General features: G+C 71.8%; 15 protein-coding genes. 10 read left to right on the top strand and 5 right to left on the bottom strand.

The window, feature by feature from the left end; translation table 11 throughout:
* Nucleotides 1-6: 6 nt before the first annotated feature.
* Both lanKC and J4573_RS29665 read right to left on the bottom strand, forming a co-directional pair.
* Entirely contained in the window at nt 7-2,562 is a 2,556-nt protein-coding gene (gene lanKC, locus J4573_RS29670) for a class III lanthionine synthetase LanKC (RefSeq protein WP_208259170.1), read from the bottom strand.
* Nucleotides 2,563-2,729: 167 nt separating this feature from the next.
* Nucleotides 2,730-2,942 (bottom strand): hypothetical protein, encoded by a 213-nt coding sequence (locus tag J4573_RS29665; protein ID WP_208259169.1) that lies wholly within the window; start codon nt 2,940-2,942, stop codon nt 2,730-2,732.
* Between the two features lie 120 nt (nt 2,943-3,062).
* Between J4573_RS29665 and J4573_RS29660 the strand changes: the two genes are divergently transcribed.
* From J4573_RS29660 to J4573_RS29635, 6 genes are all read left to right on the top strand, one after another.
* Nucleotides 3,063-3,653 (top strand): TetR/AcrR family transcriptional regulator, encoded by a 591-nt coding sequence (locus J4573_RS29660; RefSeq protein ID WP_208259168.1) that lies wholly within the window; start codon nt 3,063-3,065, stop codon nt 3,651-3,653.
* Nucleotides 3,650-4,756: an LLM class flavin-dependent oxidoreductase gene (locus tag J4573_RS29655; protein WP_208259167.1), complete on the top strand. Its 1,107-nt coding sequence runs from the start codon at nt 3,650-3,652 to the stop codon at nt 4,754-4,756. Before J4573_RS29660 ends, J4573_RS29655 begins: the two co-directional genes overlap by 4 nt.
* Nucleotides 4,757-4,866: 110 nt before the next feature.
* A complete protein-coding gene (locus J4573_RS29650; protein ID WP_208259166.1) occupies nt 4,867-5,655 on the top strand; it encodes an SDR family oxidoreductase in 789 nt (262 codons plus the stop codon).
* Nucleotides 5,652-6,719: an NAD(P)H-dependent amine dehydrogenase family protein gene (locus J4573_RS54345; protein ID WP_208259165.1), complete on the top strand. Its 1,068-nt coding sequence runs from the start codon at nt 5,652-5,654 to the stop codon at nt 6,717-6,719. Before J4573_RS29650 ends, J4573_RS54345 begins: the two co-directional genes overlap by 4 nt.
* A gap of 85 nt (nt 6,720-6,804) precedes the next feature.
* The gene (locus tag J4573_RS56255; protein WP_208259164.1) at nt 6,805-8,862 is read left to right on the top strand and encodes a PP2C family protein-serine/threonine phosphatase; all 2,058 of its coding nucleotides are present in this window, start codon (nt 6,805-6,807) and stop codon (nt 8,860-8,862) included.
* On the top strand, nt 8,859-9,884 hold the full coding sequence (locus J4573_RS29635; RefSeq protein ID WP_208259163.1) for an NADH-quinone oxidoreductase subunit B family protein: 1,026 nt from the start codon (nt 8,859-8,861) through the stop codon (nt 9,882-9,884). The genes J4573_RS56255 and J4573_RS29635 overlap by 4 nt, the downstream gene beginning before the upstream one ends.
* Before the next feature lie 6 nt (nt 9,885-9,890).
* On the opposite strand, the gene J4573_RS29630 is transcribed toward J4573_RS29635, so the two are convergent.
* Nucleotides 9,891-12,842, bottom strand: a complete 2,952-nt coding sequence (locus J4573_RS29630) for a helix-turn-helix transcriptional regulator (RefSeq protein WP_307796987.1) — start codon at nt 12,840-12,842, stop codon at nt 9,891-9,893.
* On the bottom strand, nt 12,821-14,053 hold the full coding sequence (locus J4573_RS29625) for a glycosyltransferase (protein ID WP_208259162.1): 1,233 nt from the start codon (nt 14,051-14,053) through the stop codon (nt 12,821-12,823). The genes J4573_RS29630 and J4573_RS29625 overlap by 22 nt, the downstream gene beginning before the upstream one ends.
* A 161-nt stretch (nt 14,054-14,214) precedes the next feature.
* On the opposite strand from J4573_RS29625, the gene J4573_RS29620 reads away from it, so the two are divergent.
* From J4573_RS29620 to J4573_RS29610, 3 genes are all read left to right on the top strand, one after another.
* Nucleotides 14,215-15,468 (top strand): serpin family protein, encoded by a 1,254-nt coding sequence (locus J4573_RS29620; RefSeq protein WP_208259161.1) that lies wholly within the window; start codon nt 14,215-14,217, stop codon nt 15,466-15,468.
* Between the two features lie 52 nt (nt 15,469-15,520).
* On the top strand, nt 15,521-16,153 hold the full coding sequence (locus tag J4573_RS29615) for a histone deacetylase (RefSeq protein WP_208259160.1): 633 nt from the start codon (nt 15,521-15,523) through the stop codon (nt 16,151-16,153).
* Between the two features lie 97 nt (nt 16,154-16,250).
* Nucleotides 16,251-16,703 (top strand): peroxiredoxin, encoded by a 453-nt coding sequence (locus J4573_RS29610; protein WP_208259159.1) that lies wholly within the window; start codon nt 16,251-16,253, stop codon nt 16,701-16,703.
* Between the two features lie 4 nt (nt 16,704-16,707).
* On the opposite strand, the gene J4573_RS29605 is transcribed toward J4573_RS29610, so the two are convergent.
* Entirely contained in the window at nt 16,708-18,351 is a 1,644-nt protein-coding gene (locus tag J4573_RS29605) for a CocE/NonD family hydrolase (protein WP_307796986.1), read from the bottom strand.
* A 220-nt stretch (nt 18,352-18,571) separates the two neighbouring features.
* On the opposite strand from J4573_RS29605, the gene J4573_RS29600 reads away from it, so the two are divergent.
* Nucleotides 18,572-19,120, top strand: coding sequence for a DUF1062 domain-containing protein (locus J4573_RS29600; protein ID WP_208259158.1), 549 nt, complete (start codon nt 18,572-18,574; stop codon nt 19,118-19,120).
* Nucleotides 19,121-19,132: the final 12 nt, after the last annotated feature.

Here is a 19,132-nt window from a genome sequence, read left to right as displayed (position 1 = left end):
GTGCTGTTACCTCCCCTCGGGCTGGATAGAGGTGACCACCGTGGAGGGCTCCACGGAGGATCCATGGGCCGTTCCGAGGAACGGCAGTCCGACCGGACGGTCGTGCAGGGCCGCGCCGAGGGCGAGCAGGACGCCCGCGGTCCCGGTGGCCAGGTCCATCGAGAGCCGGAACAGGTGCTCGCCGGGGACCGCCAGGCCGCCGCCGTAGCGCAGCGCGTGCCAGGCGAGCGAGCGCACATGGCGCGCCACCCACGGGTCGGCCCTGTCCTGCCGGCTCAGGTAGAGCAGCATCCCCGCCCGCCCGTTGAACAGGCCGGGCTGCGCGTAGTAGTGCGACATCGCGGCGACGCGTATCGCCTCGCGGGCCCGGCTGAACTCCTCGTCGGGCCGGTGCTGCAGGTAGTCGTCGATGACCAGGCCGATCCCCACACTGCCCCTGCCGAGGTAGGGAAGGACCCGGTGGCCCTGGTCGACGTGCAGCGCGCCGTTGTGGTCCTTGACGCAGGAACGCAGGTCCCTGCGCAGGTCGGCGGCGGCCAGGTCGAGCAGGGTCTTGTCACCGGTGCGCTCGAAGAGCCGGATGAACATCAGCGCCGTGCCCGCGCCGCCGTACAGCAGGCCCGGCCTGGGGCTCTCCTCGCCGTACGGGCGGTTCGCCACGATCTGCGCGGCGCGGCCCGCCGCCTCCAGCAGCGTCTTCTCGCCGGTGGCGTCGGAGAGGTGGGCCATCACCAGGGCGTAGCCGGGCAGGCCGCCGTACAGGTCGCTGCCGAGCCGTTCCCACTTCTCCGCCAGGCAGTGCTCCACCGCGGCGAGGGCGGCGTCGGTGTGACCGAGCCGCGCCAGGGTGTACGCGACGCCCTGGAGCCCGTCGTAGAGGCCGAGTCCGGTGCCGCGCGCGGGCTTGATCGCCCGCCCCACGAGCCACTCCTCATGCTCGGGCCACCGTCCGGCGCCGGTCGCCTCCAGCGCGAGCAGGACGCCTGCGGCGCCGTGCGCGAGGCCGAGCGAGGCCCCGCCGAACTGCTCCACGTCGCCGGGGAACAGCCGGTCGCGGCGGCCCGGGGTGGCGCTGGCCAGGATGGCCCGGCTGGTCTGCTCGCGCGCCTGCAGCCAGCCGCGCTCGTCGGGGGTGAACGCGGGGGCCGGGCCGACCGGCTTGCCGCGGGTGATCTCGGTGACCGCCTCGTCGAGGAAGGCGTGCGGCACCGGGAAATAGCCCTCGATCAGGTCGGCGAGGTGGCCGGCCTTGCCGCGGTCCAGCATGAACAGCGTCGTCATCGGGGCGAACAGCGCCAGCCGCAGGCACGCCAGGCCGTAGCGGTCCACCTCGGCCCCGCGCCGGTCGGGCGGCGCCAGGAACGCGGGGTTGGCGAGCGTCTGCCGGCCCTGGTCGGCGGCGAGCGCCGCGACCTCGAAGTCGATCAGCGCGACCGAGTCGTCCGGCGCGACCATGATGTTGAACATGTGCAGGTCGTTGAAGACGACGCCGCGCTCGTGGATCTGGTCGATGAGGCGTTCCACGCCCGCGTAGACCCTCAGCGCCCACTCGGTGTACGCGGCGACCTTGCCCGGCTCGGGCTCGGGGTCCAGCAGCGGATGGCGCTCGGCGAAGAAGGTGTTGAGCGTGCGGCCCTCGACGAAGTCCTGCACGAGGAAGTGGTGCTCGCCGAGCGTGAAGAGCCCGCGTGCCTGCGGGACCCCGTCGATCCCCTCCAGGCGCCGCAGCGTCGCGTGCTCGCGCTCCAGCCGGACGACCGCGTCCGCGCCGTCCGCGGCCAGCCCCGCGTACGGCCGGGCCTCCTTCAGCACGACCTTCTCGCCGGTCCGGGTGTCGATGGCGGAGTAGACGCCGCCGCCGTTGGAGAAGTGCAGCGCCTTCTCGATCCGGTACGGCATGTCCGTCGTGGTGGTCGCGCCGCGCGCCGCGATGTGCGGTTCGAGGAAGGCCGGGACGGGCGCCCAGTCCGGCACGGCGAAGACCGGGCCGCGCTTGTCGGGCACCAGGTCACCGGCGGGCGTCTCGATCGCCGCCACCAGCTCGCCGCGTTCGTCCAGGCAGCGGCGCTCGGCGAAGCCGCCGTAGCGCACGAACAGTGGTCCCTCGCCGATGCGCAGGTCGCTGAGGATGTACGGCCCGGGAAGACCGTTCAGCCGTTCGCCGAGCTCGGTCAGGACGCGTTCGAGCTGCTCGTCGTTCGCCGGATAGATGGTCACCAGTTTGCCGCTGGCGCCGCGCGGAGCGTATTTGGCATTGCGTAGCTTCAGGGCTCCCGGGCCGCGCAGATGCTTGAATTCGATGCCGTTCGGCACGCAGTAATCCCAGCAGCGTTCCAGGATCTGCCCGGCGCTGTCGACGCTGCCCGAGGCGTGCACCTTCCAGCCCTGGGTGGGGGTGTCCTGACCAGGTGGCACGTAGACGGTCCACTCCTGCCCACGCACCTGCTCCCAGTCCGCCGGGAGGGGCCGGTGAGAAATGTCGAAATCGGTGTCGAGCGTGGCCGGCGGGGAGTCGTAAAAGAGCTTGTCGGTGAGGCAATAAAGCTCGTATCGCTTGTCCACCGACCAATCCTCTCCCTGGACATCGTTCGTGCGAAACAAACGATTGCAGACGCCAATCGCCATTTCCAGTAGCGAAGATAATGACTGACCCGTGAAGGATTAACGGCCTGCCGTGAGCGTTCTTCACCGGACCGGCGGGATACCGGCCGGTCAGGAGGACGGGGTGGCTAGCGGGCGGCCCGGCTCCGCTGGCTCGTGAGATGGAAGCCGCGGCAGTCCGAGCAGCGGTAGACGCGCACCTCGAGCTTCTCCCGGCCAGGGCGATCGCGCCGCTGGATGGTCGCGAGGGCGAGGTTGGCCGCGATGCGGTCGCGGAAGCGGACCTTGCCGCTGGGGCACGTGGAGGGGCGGTGCGGACGTGAAGCTCGGCCTCGGCTCATGGCGGACCACCTCCGGCGCGGAACGTGCTGCCTCCGGTGTACCCCAGGTCGACCGCGATGTCCCGCCAATCGATCCGAAGGGGTTGACCGGTTGAACAACTAGGCGGATGTTGTTCAATTGTGGAGACCAAGCACCCGCTCGGGGAGCGCACCGCCGCGCGGATCCTCGACGCGGCCGAACGGTGCATGGGCCGCTTCGGGCTGCAGCGGGTGTCGATGAACGACGTCGCCGTCGAGGCGGGGGTGTCGCGCGGGACCGTCTACCGCTACTTCCCGGTCCGCGAGGACCTGGTCGCGGCCGTCCTGGAACGCACGGCGGTCGCGTTCGTCGAGGCGAGCGAGTCCCGGGTGGACGTGGGGGAGACCCTCGCCGACCAGGTCGCCGAGGCGGTGCTGTTCGTTCACGGGCACCGCGACGACGTCGAGTTCACGCTCCGGCTGCCCGCCGGCACCGACTCTCTGCTGGCGATGCTGCTGTCGGTTCACATCGAGCCGCTGCTGGAGGCCTGGGTGGACTTCTGGGGTCCGCGCCTGGCTGCGGCGGCCGGTCGCGGCGAGCTGCGTCCGGGCTTGGACCACCGGCAGGTCGGCGAGTGGATCGTCCGGCTCTGCTTCACCTTCGCCGTCATGCCGTCCGTCGCGCTCGACCTCTCCGACGAGGCCGCAGTCCGCGCTTTCGTGCGTCTTCATATGGGAGGAGTGCTGGCATGAGGTTCGCCCTCTTCTACGAGATCCCGGTGCCCCGGCCGTGGGACGCGGGCAGCGAGCGGCGCGCGTACGAGAACGTCATCGAGCAGGCCGTCGCGGGCGACCGGTTCGGCTGGGACGCCTTCTGGACCGTGGAACACCACTTCCTGGAGGAGTTCTCGCACTGCTCCAACCCCGAGGTGCTGTACGGCGCGATCGCGGCGAAGACCGAGCGGATCAGGCTGGGCTACGGCGTGCGCCTGATGCCCAAGCCCTACAACCATCCGGTCCGTACGGCCGAGTCGGTGGCGGTGCTGGACCTGGTCTCGGGCGGGCGCGTCGACTTCGCCACCGGACGGTCGGCGACGCGGGCCGAACTGGAGGGCTTCGGGATCGACCCGCGCGAGACGCGGGCGATGTGGCGCGAGGCCATCGCGTTCACCGTCGGCGCCTGGACCAACGACGAATACGAGCACGACGGCGAGTTCTGGCAGATGCCCCGGCGCCGCGTGCTGCCCAAGCCGATCCAGTCTCCGCACCCGCCGATGTGGGGCGCCACCTCCAGCGACGACGGGCACCGGGAGGTGGGGGCGCTCGGGCTCGGGCTGTGCTCGTTCGCCGTCGGCATCCCGCCCGAGGAGGTCAAGCGGCGCATCGACCTCTACCGCGAGTCGGTCGCGGGCTGCGCGGCGCCGATCGGGGCGGCGGTGCACGACAGCGCGGCGACGTTCACGATGGCGCTCTGCGACACCGACCGGACGCGGGCGATCGACACCGCGCGCGAGTCGTTCGAGTGGTACCCCAAGACCGGCGCCCGCCAGATCGCCACGGTCGCCGAGATGATGGCCGAGCAGCAACGGGAGCTGGGCAACTACGGCTACGCGGCCGACCTGAAGAAGACCGACGACGAGGGACTGCTCGACCTGCTGTCGATGGACTACCTGGTCGAGTCCGGCGCCTGCGTCGTCGGTACGCCCGACGACTGCGCGGACGCCTGCCGCCGCTACGAGGAGGCGGGCGTCGATCTGCTGCTGTGCCTGGTCAACCCGTACAAGATCCCGCACGAGTCCGTCATGCGCACGATCGAGCTGATGGGCACCGAGGTCATCCCCCGGTTCCGGGGGTGAGGGCCGGGAGACGCCGTCGCGGACAGTGCCGGGGCCATGGCGACCGCGACGGCGTCTCCCACCGAAAGTGCCCCATTGAAACACGTTCTACTTCGTGCCAGGCTGACCGCGTGATCCTGGACAGGTTTCGTATCGACGGCAAGGTCGCGGTGGTCACCGGCGCGGGGCGCGGGATCGGAGCGGCCACCGCCGTGGCACTCGCGCAGGCGGGCGCGGACGTGGTGGTCTCGGCGCGCACCGAGGAACAGTTGCAGAAGGTCGCGGCGGACATCGAGGCCGCGGGACGCCGCGCCCTGGTCGTTCCGGCCGACCTCAACGACCTGGACGCGGCGGCCGGTCTGGCCGAACGCGCGGCGGCCGAGCTGGGCCGCCTGGACATCGTCGTCAACAACGTCGGCGGGTCCATGCCGGCCGCGTTCATGGACACCAGCCCGCGCGATCTCAAGAACGCGTTCCACTTCAATGTCGCGATCGCGCACGCGCTCAACCGGGCGGCCGTCCCGCACCTGCTGGAGACCGGCGACGGCGCGATCGTCAACATCTCCTCGGTCATGGGCCGGGTGGCGGGTCGCGGCTTCCTCGCGTACGGCAGCGGCAAGGCGTCCTTCGCGCACTACACGCGCCTCGCCGCGCTCGACCTGGCGCCCAAGATCAGGGTGAACGCCGTCGCGGTCGGCTCGGTCGCGACCTCCGCGCTCGACATCGTGATGACCAACGACGAGCTGCGCACCCAGATGGAGGACAACACGCCGCTGCGCCGCATCGGCCACCCCGACGACGTCGCCTCCGCCGTCCTCTACCTGTCCTCGCCCGCCGGCGCCTATGTGACAGGGTCGATCCTGCAGGTGGACGGCGGCATCGACACCCCGAACCTCGACCTCGGCCTGGAGGATCTGTGACGTACCGCGTCGTTCAGTGGAGCACCGGCAACGTCGGGCGGCACTCGATCGCCGGGATCGACGCGCATCCCGAGCTGGAACTGGTGGGCGTGTGGGTGTCCAACCCCGCCAAGGTCGGCAAGGACGCGGGCGACCTCGCCGGGCTCGGCAAGACCCTTGGCGTGGCCGCGAGCGGCGACGAGGACGAGGTGCTCGCGCTGCGGCCCGACTGCGTCGTCTACACCGCGATGGCCGACGTACGGCTCATGGAGGCCATCGACGACCTGTGCCGCATCCTGCGCAGCGGCGCCAACGTGGTCTCCAGCAGCCCGGTCTTCCTGCAGTTCCCCGACGGCGTGGTGCCCGAGGAGATGTCGGCGCCTGTACGGGAGGCGGCCGAGGCGGGCAACGCCTCGATCTTCGTCAACGGCATCGACCCCGGCTTCGCCAACGACGCGTTTCCGCTGGCGGTCACCGGGATCAGCGAGCGCATCGACGAGGTGCGCTGCATGGAGATCCTCAACTACGCCACCTACGACCAGGGCACGGTCCTGTTCGACATCATGGGCTTCGGCCGCTCGATGGACGACGTGCCGATGCTGCTGACGCCCGGCGTGCTGTCGATGGCCTGGGGCAGCGTCGTGCGCCAGCTCGCCGCGGGCCTGGACGTCGAGCTGGACGAGGTCGCCGAGTGGTACACCCGGCTGCCCGCGCCCGAGACCTTCCAGGTCGCCTCCGGCACGATCGAGAAGGGCACCGTCGCGGCGCTGCGCTTCGAGGTCCGCGGGATGGTCGGCGGCCGCCCGGTGATCGTGCTGGAGCACGTCACCCGGCTGCGCGACGACCTCGCCCCGGACTGGCCGCAGCCCGCCGGGGCGGGCTGCTACCGCGTCGAGGTGCGCGGCGAGCCCAACTACACCGTGGACCTCCAGTTGCTCGGCAGCGACGGTGACCACAACACCGCCGGGCTGAAGGCGACCGCAATGCGTCTGGTGAACGCCGTTCCCGCCGTGGTCAAGGGGCCGAAGGGCCTGCTCACGGCGCTCGATCTCCCGCTCATCACGGGCCGCGGCCTGGTGTCGTGACCGGAAATGAGCGAACTGCCGGGCTGAAATCACCGAAACCGGTCTGACCCTCAACGGAGCGCACCAAAGGTGGTACACCGGAGAGGTGCCGGACCCGTTCGGGATGGGACCCGATGCGTTCGACCCGGCCCGCTACCTCGTGACCGAGGAGCCGCCAGGCCTCGCCCCCGCCTGGGCCGAGGAACCCGCCCTCGACCTGCACGATCACGAGGGCCCGTTCGCCGAACCCGACCCGCTCGACGTCGCCGCCGAGCTCGCCGTCTGCTCCACCGCCGACGACCTCGCCCGGTTGCTGCACACCCTGCTCTACCCGTTCGGTGCGGGCGCGGTCGTGCTGGCGGTCATCGAGGAGGACGGCTCGATGCGGATGAGCGGCGTCGCCGGAACCGAGGGCGAGGCCGTCAAGGAGTGGTCGCGGGTCCCGCTGCAGTACGCGCTGCCGCTGGTGCGCATCCCGGTCGCCGACCGGTCCTGGTGGCTCGGCGGCGAGGGCGAACCGGGGCACGACGCGGGCGAGCCGGGCGAGTTGAGCGAGCCGGGCCCGCAGACGCTCGCCTGGTTCGGCTCCGCCGCCCCCGAGGCCGAGCCCGACACCCGGCTGGTCGCCGTGGTGAGCGCAGTCTGGTCCAAGGCCGACCCGCCCTGCGACGCCCGGGCCCGCACCTACCTCGAAGACCTGGTGACCGACGCGGGACGGCGGCTGCGCGCGTTGTCCAGCAGGCGGCTGCAGTCCGGCGACCTGCGGGCGCCCTGGATCGACGCGGTCCTGGCGGCCATCCCGATCCCGGCGGCGCTGCTCTACCCGATCCGCGACCGTTCCGGCCGGGTGCTGGAGTTCACCATCGACCGCTGCAACGAGCTCGCCACCGACCTGCGCGGCCGTACGCCGGACGAGATCACCGGCACCCGCCTCCTGCACACCTTCCCCGGGCTCGAGGCCTCGGGGATCTTCGACGCCTACCTTGAGGTCCTGGAGACCGGGGAGGCGCTGCAACGCGACCCGATGCCCTACGAGGAACCGCTCGGCGACGAGATCCACCCGGCCGTCCTCAGCGTACGAGCGCAGCGGATCGGCGACGGGCTGCTGGTCAGCTGGCAGTTCCACGACGAGCAGGCCCGGCTGGCGGGACGGCTCGCCGACACCGAGCGACTCGCGCACCTGGGCTGGGCGGAGTGGGACCTGGTCAAGGACGAGGTCTACTGGTCGCCGCGCGTCTACGAGATGTTCGAGATCGACCCCCGCGAGGGGCCGCTCCGGCTCGAGACGCTGCCCTCCGCCGTTCAGCCCGAGGACCTGCCCGCGGTCGCGGAGGCCTTCACCGTCCTGCGCGAGGAACGCCGCCCCGCCACGTTCGAGTTCCGCACGTTCGGCGGCGAGCACGAGTGCCGGCTGCGCGTCCACGCCGAGCCGGTGCTGGACGCCCGCGGAAGGCTCGTCGCGCTGCGCGGCGCCGTCCAGGACGTGACCTCCGCGGCGGCCGGACTGGTCGCCGAGGGCTGGGAGGCGCCCGAGCCGCAGGTGCCCTACGACCTGCCGGGCCTGCGCATCGCCGCCCATCTTCGCGCGACCGGCGGCGAATGGTGCGAGGCCACGGTGCTGCCGGGCGGACGCGTCCTGCTCGGGGCGGGCGACGCCAGCGACGACCGGCCGCAGAGCGCGCTGCGGCTGCGCGACGCCCTCGTCGGCATCGCGTTCACCGGCGCCGACCCGGCCGGCGTACTCGGCTGCCTCAACCTGGTCGCCTTCCACGGCGAGGGCCCGAAGGCCACCGCCGTCATCGCCCGCTTCGACCCCGAGGAGCGCACGCTGGCCTGGGCGCGTGCGGGCAACCCGCAGCCGATCCTGGTCCGTGGCGGCACGGCCCGCGAGCTGCGCGTCGCCGAGGGACCGCTGCTGGGCGCGGGACTGGACGCCAGGTTCGGCACCACCGCGACGCGCCTGCTGCCCGGCGACCGCATCGTGTTCCGCACGCGCGGCCCGTTGGGCGGCGACCTCGCCCTGCCGGTCGTCGCGGCGGCCTGCCGCGGCGAGGAGCCCGCCGAGGACGTCGTCGCGCTCCTGGAGAGCGCCGGGCAGGACGTGGGCGAAGCACCCGGATGCCTGATGGTCGCGCACGTCACCGAAGGGGACGACGACCTATGACCGCGCCACCGGAGGACGAACCCGTCGTCCATCTTCTCTGGATCAACGCCGGGCTGAGCTGCGACGGGGACTCGGTCGCGCTCACCGCGGCCACCCAGCCGAGCATCGAGGAGATCCTGCTCGGCGGGCTGCCCGGGCTGCCTCGCCTGGACATGCACTGGCCGTTCCTGGCGAGCGAGGGCGGTCCGGACGGCGGACCCGACAGCTTCATCGAATGGTTCCACCGCGCCGACCGGGGCGAACTCGACCCGTTCATGCTGGTCGTGGAGGGCTCGATCCCCGACGAGAGCATCAAGGACGAGGGCTACTGGTGCTCGTTCGGCAACGACCCCGAGACCGGCGAGCCGATCACCACGGGGGAGTGGCTCGACCGGCTCGCGCCCAAGGCGACCGTGATCATCGCCGCCGGTACCTGCTCGGCGTACGGCGGCATCCACGCGATGGCGGGCAACCCGACCGGCGCCATGGGCGTGCCCGACTACCTCGGCTGGGACTGGACGTCCAAGGCGGGCCTGCCGATCGTGTGCGTGCCCGGCTGCCCGGTCCAGCCCGACAACCTGTCGGAGACGATCCTCTACCTGCTCTACCAGGTCACCGGCCAGACCCCGGCGATCCCGCTCGACGACAACCTGCGGCCCGCCTGGCTGTTCGGCGAGACCGTGCACGAGGGCTGCGACCGGGCGGGTTACTACGAGCAGGGGCAGTTCACCACCGAGTACGGCTCGCCCCGCTGCCTGGTGAAGGTCGGCTGCTGGGGGCCGGTGGTCAAGTGCAACGTGCCCAAGCGCGGCTGGATCAACGGCATCGGCGGCTGCCCGAACGTCGGCGGCATCTGCATCGCGTGCACCATGCCCGGCTTCCCCGACCGGTTCATGCCGTTCATGGACGAACCGGCGGGCGCCAAGGTGTCCACGCTGGCCAGCGGGCTGTACGGCGATCTCATCCGCACGCTGCGCGGCATCACGCAGCGCGCCGTGGACTCCGAGCCCGAGTGGCGCCGCCGCAGGCGGGCCACGCACTGATCGCCTCTATGACTCGGGCAGGCCCTCGCGGTGCGCGACGGCCGCGGCCTGGGTCCGGCTGGTGACGCCGAGCTTGGCGAGGATGTTGGACACGTGCACGCTCGCCGTCTTGGGCGAGATGAACAGCACCGCCGCGATCTCCTTGTTGTTGCGGCCCTCGGCGACCAGCCGCAGCACCTCGCGTTCGCGGCCGGTCAGCGCGTCCAGCGGCCCGGACGGACGGCGCGCGGGCGCGGCGCCGCCCAGCCGCGCCCGCGTGCCCAGGTCGCGCAGGGCCTTGAGCAGGGGGTCCGCGCCGAGACGCTCGGCGTCGCGGACGGCGGCCTCCCATTCGGCGGCGGCCTCCTCGCGCTCACCCCGTTCCGCCAGCGCCTCGGCCAGCCGCCAGCGCGACCGCGCCACCTCGTAGACGAAGCCGTAGTCGAACGCCTTGACCGTCGCCCGCCACAGGTCCGGATCGTTGTCGCCCCGTGCGCGGGAGCGTTCGGCCTCCGCGCGGGCGAGCCAGGCGTGGCCCTCCAGGCCCAGCCAGGCGCGCCGGTCCCCGTCCTGCGTCGTGGCCGCCGCGCGGCGCGCCAGGTCCACGAAGTAGTCGGTGCCGCGCGCGGCGGCCTCGGCGGTCGCCTCGTCGCCGGCGTTGCGCGCCGCGACCGCCCGGTCCGCCTGCGCCCACAACGCCGTCGCGGCGACGCGGATCGCACCGGGATCGTTGGTGACCAGCATCTTCAGCACGGCCATGATGTGGGTCATCGCCGCGTCGATGTCGCCCCGCCACAGTTCGCGCTCGGCGGCCAGCCCGCGCCCGATGTAGGTCAGCGTCAGGGTGTCGTTCCAGAGCGGTTCGAGCCAGCGCAGCCGCTCGGCCAGCCGGTCCGCGCCCTGGGCGACCTCCAGGAACAGCGCGTACGCGGAGATCTCGGCCTCGGCCGTGCGCCCGACGCGCAGGCCGAAGCCGCCCGCCAGCCGCCCGGCCGTCTCCCAGTCTCCGCTGGTGTAGTGGATGAGGTACTGCATGAAGCGGTTGTTGATGCCGTAGGTGCTCCACTCGAGCCCGTTGACGAGGGTCAGCCGCACGCCGTCGTCGATGGCCTCGATCGCACCGGCCAGGTCGCCCCGGTCGAACTTGGCGCGCGCGTAGTGGAAGGCGGCCCGCAGCGCCGTCTGATAGGAACGCGCCTTCAGGGCCAGCTCCTTGGCCTGCGCGAACAGCTCGACGTCGGCCGCCGCCTCGCGCGGCTCCAGATGCAGGCCGAGCGACACCAGGGCGCTGGCCTCGGCCCCGGCGGCGCCGGTGACACGGGCGGTGGCGAGGGCCTCTTCGGCCAGCGCGGGGATCTCCGACGACCGTTCCTCGAACAGCAGGGTGCGCAGCAGCGTCGCCAGCGCCTCGGCCCGTTCCCGGGTGGGCGGGTCGGCGGGCACCAGCCCGAGCGCGTACCAGGCCGTCTCCGCCGACTCCTCGTCCAGGTCGGCGTCGCCCAGGTAGTAGGCGAGCCGCTCGTGCAGAACGGCCTGGACCCTGCGGTCGTCCTCCGGCACCGTCTCGATCAGCCGGCGCAGGCGGGAGATGGCGCGCCTGACATCGCCGGTGTTGGCGGAGGCGCGGACGGCCGCGAGCGACAGGTCGATCCGCGAGATCCCGGCCGCCGCCTCCGGGTCGGGCACCGCGTCCCAGAGCGACAGGGCGGTGTCGTAGTGCTCGTGCGCCTCGGCCGGGGCGCCCAGCTCGTCGGCCTCGCGCCCGGCCTGCACCGACGCGGCGAACGCGGCGGGCAGGTCGTGGGCCATGGAGCTGTGGTGGGCGAGCTCGGCCGCGGTCCCGGGCCGCCCGGCCGCCGCCTCGGGGGCCAGCAGCGCGGCGAACGCGGCGTGCAGCCGTACGGCCTCGCCCGGCAGCAGGTCGGAGATCACGGCCTCGCGGAGCAGGGCGTGCCGGAAGACGTAGCCGTCGGTGCCCTCGGGGACCAGCAGCCGGTTGGAGACGATCTCGCGCAGCGCCTGCTCGATGGTCGCCTCGTCCAGCCCCGACACCTGGCGGACCCGCTCGTCGTTCACCCGGCGCCCGGCGACCGCCGCGACCCGCAGCACCCGCTGGGCGGGCTCGGACAACGTTTCCAGCCGGGACAGCAGCAGGTCGGCGAGGCCGGCGGGCAGCTCCTCGCCGGTGCGGGCGGCCGCGTAGAGCTCGGCGGCGTAGAAGGCGTTGCCCTCCGAACGCTCGTGCACCCGTTCGGCGACCTCGGGGGACAGGGCCGCCCCGTCGAGGGCGCCGTCCAGAGCGGCCAGGTATTCGGCGGTCTCGCGGGCGTCGAACGGCCGCAGCTCGATCCCGGTCACGTTCGGCAGCCGCAGCAGCTCGGCCACGACGGGCCGCAGCGGGTGGCGCCGGTGCAGGTCGTCGGAACGGTAGGTGCCGACCAGGCAGACCCGTTCGCGCTGCAGCACGCGGCTGAGGAAGGTCAGCAGGTGCCGGGTGGACGGGTCGGCCCAGTGCAGGTCCTCCAGGACCAGCAGGACGGGGCGTTCGGCCGACAGCTCGCCCAGCAGGCCCAGGGCCGCGCCGAGCAACTGCTGCTGAACGATGTCGGGTGCGGCCCCGGCCGGGGCTCCGTCGCCGTCCGGCAGGAGACGAGCGAGCACCGGCCGGGCGTCCAGGGCGGTGCGCAGGGCGTCGCGTTCGGCGGGGGAGGCCGCGGGATCGCGGGCGCCGGTCCACAGGGCGTCGGTGAGGGGCAGGTACGGCATGCCCTCGCCCAATTCGGCGCACTGTCCGATGAGAACAGCGGCGCCGCGGTCGCGGGCGTTCGCGGCCAGCTCGGCGACCAATCGGCTCTTGCCGACCCCTGCGTCGCCGCTGACCAGAACCACGCCCGCCTCTCCCGCGGCGGCCCGGTCGAGGGCCGCGGTGAGCTGCGCCAGCTCCGCGGCCCTTCCGATCAGTGCGTTTCGGTCTCCCACGCCTCCGAGTATTCCATCGGCGCGACGCGCTCCAAGATCCTGTCGTAGGCGCGGGCGGTCTCGGCCGCGATCCGGTCCCAGGAATAGCGCGAGTGGGCCCGGTCGGCGGCGGCGATCGCGTAACCGGCCAGGGTGGTGTCCTCGTTCAGCAGGTTCCGGATCGCGCGGCCGATCACCACCGGCCGGTCGGCGGGCACGTGGATCCCGGTGATCTTGTCGAGCACGCAGTCGGCGTTGCCGCCGGCCGGCACCGCGACCACCGGCACGCCGCAGGCCATCGCCTCGAGCGAGACCGTGGGCGAGGGGTGGTGCGGGGACAGGCACAGCGCCAGCTTGGCCGTGCGCAGCAGGCGCGGAACGGTCTTGCGCGGCATCGCGCCGAGGAAGATCACCCGGTCCGCGACGTGCAGCTCCTTGGCCAGCACTCGGAGCCGGTGCACGGTCGGATCGTTCTCCAGGTCCTCGCGGGCCGGGCCGCCCGCGACCGCCAGCTCGGCGCCGGGGATGTGCTCCAGGGCGCGGATCGCGGTGATCACGCCGTCGTCGTTCAGGTCGTGGCAGACCACCACGAGGCGGTCCCGGTCGCCGCGCGGCAGCGCCGGGCCGGACTGGCTGAACTGCTCGCCGTCCACGCCGTAGGGGGTGATGTTGATCCGCGGCCGGGGAACGCCCAGCCGGACCAGGTTCTCGGCCTCCTCGGACGTCCCGGCCAGCACCGCGTCGGAGTCGCGGCCGATGGCCGTCTCCAGGCGGATCCGGGCCGGGTGGACCTGGCGGCCGGCGCGCCGGTCGGCGGTGCCGAGGCCGTGGAAGCTCTGCACCAGGGGGATATCGAGATCGCGGGCGGCGGCGCAGGCGGCCAGGCCGCCGATCCAGCCGTGGGCGTGGATGAGGTCGGGCTTGGCCGTGCCCGACCAGCGGCGCCGCAGGCCGCTCGCGAGTTCGTTGACGTGCGGCAGCATCTCGTTCTCCGAGAGCGGCCTGGCGGGGCCGGCGCTCAGGTTGTACTGGGTCGCGCCGGGGCCGAGGCGGGTCCGCGAACGGGCCGCCTCGTCCTGGCGGCGGGTGTGGAGAGTGACCTGCCGCTCCTCGTGCCCGTCGCCGTCCGGGGCGGCCAGCGCGCGGGCCAGCTCACGGACGTGGATCGAGTGGGCGTCATCGCCGTCCAGAGTGGACGCGGAAACGAGGGCTATGTTCAGGGGGCGGTTCATGACGCTCCTCCGGGTACGCACAGGGGGGACCTGGAGGTATCTGCGTCGTAGACACCCGCTCGTCCCATTGTGTAGCCAGAACAAGCTTTGTCAAAACCAAGTTCGCGAAAAAACCCGGGTGATCCTCGGAACCGGAACCCCGGCGATGCCGTCGTAAGTCCATGGGTTACCTGCGTACGAGCACTGCACTGGGATGCCTCGCCGCCGTCTCGCTCGCGACCGCGTGCGGATCGGGAAAGGCCCAGGGAGGTGAGACGGTCACGCTCCGTGGCGCCGTGGCGCACGTGCCCGCCGCGGACCCCCGCCCCTATGCCGCGGCCGACTCCGCGTTCGGCCTCGACATGCTGAAGGCCTGGTGCGGCAAGGACCCCGAGTCCAACGTGGTCCTCTCGCCGAGCAGCCTGTCCAGCGGCCTCGGCATGGTCTACCTCGCCGCCAAGGGCGATACGGCCAGGACCATGGCGGGCACGCTCAAGCTGCCCGCCGGTGACCCGCTCGCCGGGCTGCACGCCCGCAACCAGGCGCTGAAGGGCCTGGGCGGCAAGGACGTCACCATCAGCACCAGCGACCAGGTGTGGGCCGACAAGCAGCGCAAGCCCGATTCGGCCTACCTCGACAAGGTCGCCACCGCCTACGACGCGGGCCTGAAGTCGCTCGACATCCAGGGCGACCCCGAGGGCGCCCGCAAGGCCATCAACGACGCGATCAAGAAGTCCACCCAGGGCAAGATCAGCGACCTGCTGCCGCAGGGCTCGGTCAAGGGCGACACCGGCTGGGTCCTCACCGACGCCGTCTACCTCAAGGCCAAGTGGGCCGTCGAGTTCAAGAAGACCGGCACCCACCCCGAGCCGTTCACCACCGGCGACGGCAAGCAGATCAAGACCGACACCATGAGCCGTTCGGGCGAGATCGGCTACGCCCACACCGGCGGCTGGACCGCCGTCGACCTCCCGTACACCGGCAACAAGGTGAGCCTCACCGCGCTCCTGCCCGACAGCAAGGCGCAGGGCTGCCCGTCGCTGGACGCGGCCACCCTGCGGAAGGTCACCGGGGCGCTGCAGCCCTCGCTCCTCGACGTGCACCTGCCCAAGGTCGACCTGAAGTCCAAGGGCGACATGAAGCCGTTCCTGACCAGCCTCGGCATGGGCAAGGCGTTCAACGGCCCGGCCGACTTCACCGGGATCTCGCCGGACGCGGGCAAGCTCCAGTTCGTCCAGCACGCCGCCACGATGCGCGTGGACGAGAAGGGCACCGAGGCCGCCGCCGCCACGGGCAGCGGCATGGAGGCCACCAGCGCGGTCGCGCCCGCCCGTACCGACGTCTTCTTCGACCGGCCCTACGTGCTGATCGTCCGTGACAACACCACCGGCGTCCCGCTCTTCGCCGCCCGAGTGGCCGACCCGTCGAAGTCCTGACCCTTGGAGGGCTGGCGCATGCGGGTGAGGGGCGCGTGAAATCCTGACCCGCATGGGCGGCGGGCTTCTCTGGTACGTGGCGTACGGGTCGAACCTGTTCGCCGAGCGTTTCGCCTGCTACCTGGCCGGCGGCACGCCCGAGGGCGGCCAGCGGCACTACACCGGGTGCCGGGACGCCAGCCCGGCGCGGGCCGAACGCGCCGTCACCCTGCCCGGCGGGATCTACTTCGCGCTGACCTCGTTGACGTGGGGCGGCGGGATGGCGTTCTACGACCCGGACCTGCCGGGGCACGCCGCCGCACGCGCCTACCTGCTGACGCGTGAACAGTTCTGCGACGTCATGTCACAGGAGATGCGCCGCGAGGTGGGCGAGGACCCGGACCTGTCGGAGGTCCTGAACGGCGGGCATGGCGGACGCCGGCAACTCGGGCCGGGACGCTACGAGACGGTCGTCAACGTGGGGGAGGAGGGCGGTCACCCCATGCTCACGTTCACCTCGCCGCACGGTGCCGACCGCGCCGAATTGAACGCGCCGACCGCCCCTTATCTGATGATGCTCGGCAACGGGCTCCGCGAGGCGCACGGCTGGCCGGCGGCCCAGACCGCCCTTTATCTGAGCGAACGCCCAGGTGCGCGGGGTGCGTGGACGGCCGATTCGGTCGCGGCCCTGCTGGGCGCGCGGTGACGGCGGCTCGACGGCGGCCTGACGCCGGGCTGACGCGACGGCGGAGTGACGGTCCTCACGCGGCCGATCGGGGGCCTGATCGGATAGCGTCGCCTCCATGAACGTCGGTGACGTGGTTGACGACTTCGAGCTTCCCGACGAGACCGGGACGCCCCGCAAGCTGAGCACGCTGTTGGAGGACGGACCGATCGTCCTGTTCTTCTACCCGGCCGCACTGAGCCCGGGCTGCACTGCCGAGGCATGCCATTTCCGCGATCTGAAGACCGAGCTGGCCGCGCTCGGAGCCCATCCCGTCGGCATCAGCTCCGACTCTGTCGACAAGCAGAAGAAGTTCACCGACAAGCACGACTTCGGTTACCCGCTGCTGTCGGATGAGGACGGCGCGGTGCGGGCGAAGTTCGGCGTGAAGCGCGGCTTCGCGCTCGTTCCGACCAAGCGGCAGACGTACGTGATCGACACCGACCGCACGGTCCTGGAGATCATCAAGAGCGAGGTCCGGATGAACGTGCACGCCGACAAGGCCCTGGAGGCCCTGCGCAACCGAGGCTGACCCCTCAGCCGTCCATCACGGGCAGCACGATGGACGATGCACGGCCGGGCTCGTGGAAGATCTCCTGCGCCGCGGTCACCATCTCGGTCGCGGTGCCGATCGGTTCGCCGGTGCCGGTGTTGCGCGCGATCCGCGGGTAGGCGCCGCTGCACACCTGCACGCGCACCCGGTGCCCCTTGAGGAACCGGTGCCCGGCGGGCCAGAGCTCCACGGCCACGCGCCGTACCCCGTCGCCGTCCTCCTCGGGCGTGCCCGGGACCAGCCGCCGCATGCCCTCGCACAGGTTGAGCGACTCGCCGTCCGGCGCGACGTCGCACAGCCGTACGACGAAGTCGGTGTGCGGCCGGTCCGAGCGCACGAACAGGTCCGCCGACACCGGCCCGATGATCTCCAGATCCTCGGTCAGTTCCTCCGAGGTGAACGTGAGCACGTCGCGCCGGCGTTCCAGCCGCCGCTGGTCGGTCTGCGGATGGGTGTCGCCGAGCAGCGTCGGCCCGCCGAGGAACGGCGTCGGATGCGCCGGGTCGTACCGGTAGACGTCCGGCTCGGACTCGGGCGGCGCGTCCGGCGACAGCGCGCCCTCCGGCTGCAGATGCCAGCGCTGCTCCCGCATCCCCGGCACCGGCCAGTCGGGGAACTCGCGCCACTCGCCCAGCCCGGTGACGAACAGCCGTACGGCCTGCTCTCTCAGCTCCGACGGATCGTCCTGCAGATGCGCGCGGAACCACGCCAGCGACTCGCCGATCGAGCCCCGCATCATCCGCGCGTCCGCGTGGAACCACGGCCCGATCGTCAGATAAGGCCGATGCCCGCCCGCCCTCAGCGCCGCGTAGTCCTTCAGCTGCCAAGGCAGGAAGATGTCGTACCAGCCACCGGTCATGTTCACCGGCGCCTGCACCTGCGACACCATCGGGCTGAAGTCACGCCGATCCCAGAACGGCGTGTCCGGCCCATTGGTGAGCAGTTCCTGGAAGAACCGCTGCGGCTCCCCGGTCGCCAGCGAGTCCAGCTCCGACAGCGGCCGCCCCGACAGCGTCGCCCGCCGCGCCCGCCGCGGTGACATGATCCCGGTCGTCAGCCCCGACAGCGGATGCTTCATCCGCGCGGTGACATCGACCCAGATCAGCGCCGACTCCAAGGCGAACGTGCCCCCCACATTCACCGCATCACGAAAAGTGGACGCCGTGACCTGCATCGACAACGCCTTCAGCTCAGGCCCCGCCTCCGCGGCCAGCGCCCACTGCACGTACCCCAGATAGCTGGGCCCGTGCATGGCGAACGTTCCACCGAACCACGGCTGCGCCTTCAGCCACTCAACGGTCGCCAGCCCGTCCTCGCGCTCGTCCAGCGGCTCGAACACCCCACCGGACCCGAAGCCGCCCCGGACGCTCTGCACCACGGCCTGAAAACCGTGCGACGCGAACGTCTGCCCGCACATCAACCCGAACGGCCCCCGCCGCCCGTACGGCGACCGCACCAAGATCGTCGGCGGCCGTTCCACATCCACCGGCGCATAGTGATCCGCCAGCAGCGTCACCCCGTCGGCAGCGGGTACCTCGATATCGCGCCGCACCGTGACGCGATGGGGGCCGTTCTGCAGTCCGAGCGCCGTGACCCCCAGCCGGCGCACCAGTCCCAGGCCTTCCACGTACTAGATCTTAACCGCCACGCCCAAAAGCCCATGACACCCCCATACCGCCGGAAAACCGTTTGAGCCGCCTCCCACGTTCCCCTACATTGCCTGCAGCCCCAACGCAAAGGACCCCGCGTGACCCCGCCTGCTCTCTGACCCTGACATCACCCTCCAGCCGAACCATCGGCTCCGTCGGGCTGCCCCGAGCGCCCCCAACGTCAGGTCAAGAGAGCTCATGTCACAAACCCCAACCTGGGTCGTTCGCCGAACCAGGCTCCCCCTCCTGTCCTTGCGATGCCCAGACTGCGAGTCGGAGTCGGCCACCGCCAGCGACGCCAGGTTCCGCGTAGGCGCCAACCCCAAATGGCTGGCCGTGTGGCTCATCGTCCACTGCGTGTCCTGCGATCGCCCGACCAAGCTCACCGTCCACGAGCGAACCCCGGTCAGATCCGTCGCCAGGCCCGCGTTCGACGGCTACCACGCCAACGACCCGGGCCTCATCGCGTCCACCCTGATCGACCCGCAGCTAGCCCGCCGCAACCGCTTCACCCTGGACTGGACGGGAGCCTGGCAACTCGACTCCCCACCCCCCGACGAAGCGGTCCCAGTGCAAGTCCTCTTCAAGGACCCCGTCCCCCTCCGTCCCGACTGGCTCATAGCCCAAGGCCTAGGCCTCAGCAGAAACGAAGCCCTACGCCACATCACCTGCGACATCCCCCTACGCCGCCCAACAACAACCCCCTTCACCTTCACCCTGACCCCCGAAGACGACCAGGAGTTCTAACCGCTCAGCGGC

The sequence above is a fragment of the Actinomadura barringtoniae genome (assembly GCF_017573505.1).
In the GTDB taxonomy this organism is placed as follows: Bacteria; Actinomycetota; Actinomycetes; order Streptosporangiales; family Streptosporangiaceae; genus Spirillospora; species Spirillospora barringtoniae.
The sequence above is the reverse complement of the archived record's forward strand: the minus strand, read 5'-3'. Positions and strand labels throughout refer to the sequence as shown.

Excerpts from the sequence above, each read along its gene's own strand:
- J4573_RS29665 (WP_208259169.1), bottom strand. The coding sequence starts at position 2,942 with ATGAGCCGAGGCCGAGCTTCACGTCCGCACCGCCCCTCCACGTGCCCC.
- J4573_RS29655 (WP_208259167.1), top strand. The coding sequence starts at position 3,650 with ATGAGGTTCGCCCTCTTCTACGAGATCCCGGTGCCCCGGCCGTGGGAC.
- J4573_RS29635 (WP_208259163.1), top strand. The coding sequence starts at position 8,859 with ATGACCGCGCCACCGGAGGACGAACCCGTCGTCCATCTTCTCTGGATC.
- J4573_RS29625 (WP_208259162.1), bottom strand. The coding sequence starts at position 14,053 with ATGAACCGCCCCCTGAACATAGCCCTCGTTTCCGCGTCCACTCTGGAC.
- J4573_RS29620 (WP_208259161.1), top strand. The coding sequence starts at position 14,215 with ATGGGTTACCTGCGTACGAGCACTGCACTGGGATGCCTCGCCGCCGTC.
- J4573_RS29615 (WP_208259160.1), top strand. The coding sequence starts at position 15,521 with ATGGGCGGCGGGCTTCTCTGGTACGTGGCGTACGGGTCGAACCTGTTC.
- J4573_RS29610 (WP_208259159.1), top strand. The coding sequence starts at position 16,251 with ATGAACGTCGGTGACGTGGTTGACGACTTCGAGCTTCCCGACGAGACC.
- J4573_RS29600 (WP_208259158.1), top strand. The coding sequence starts at position 18,572 with ATGTCACAAACCCCAACCTGGGTCGTTCGCCGAACCAGGCTCCCCCTC.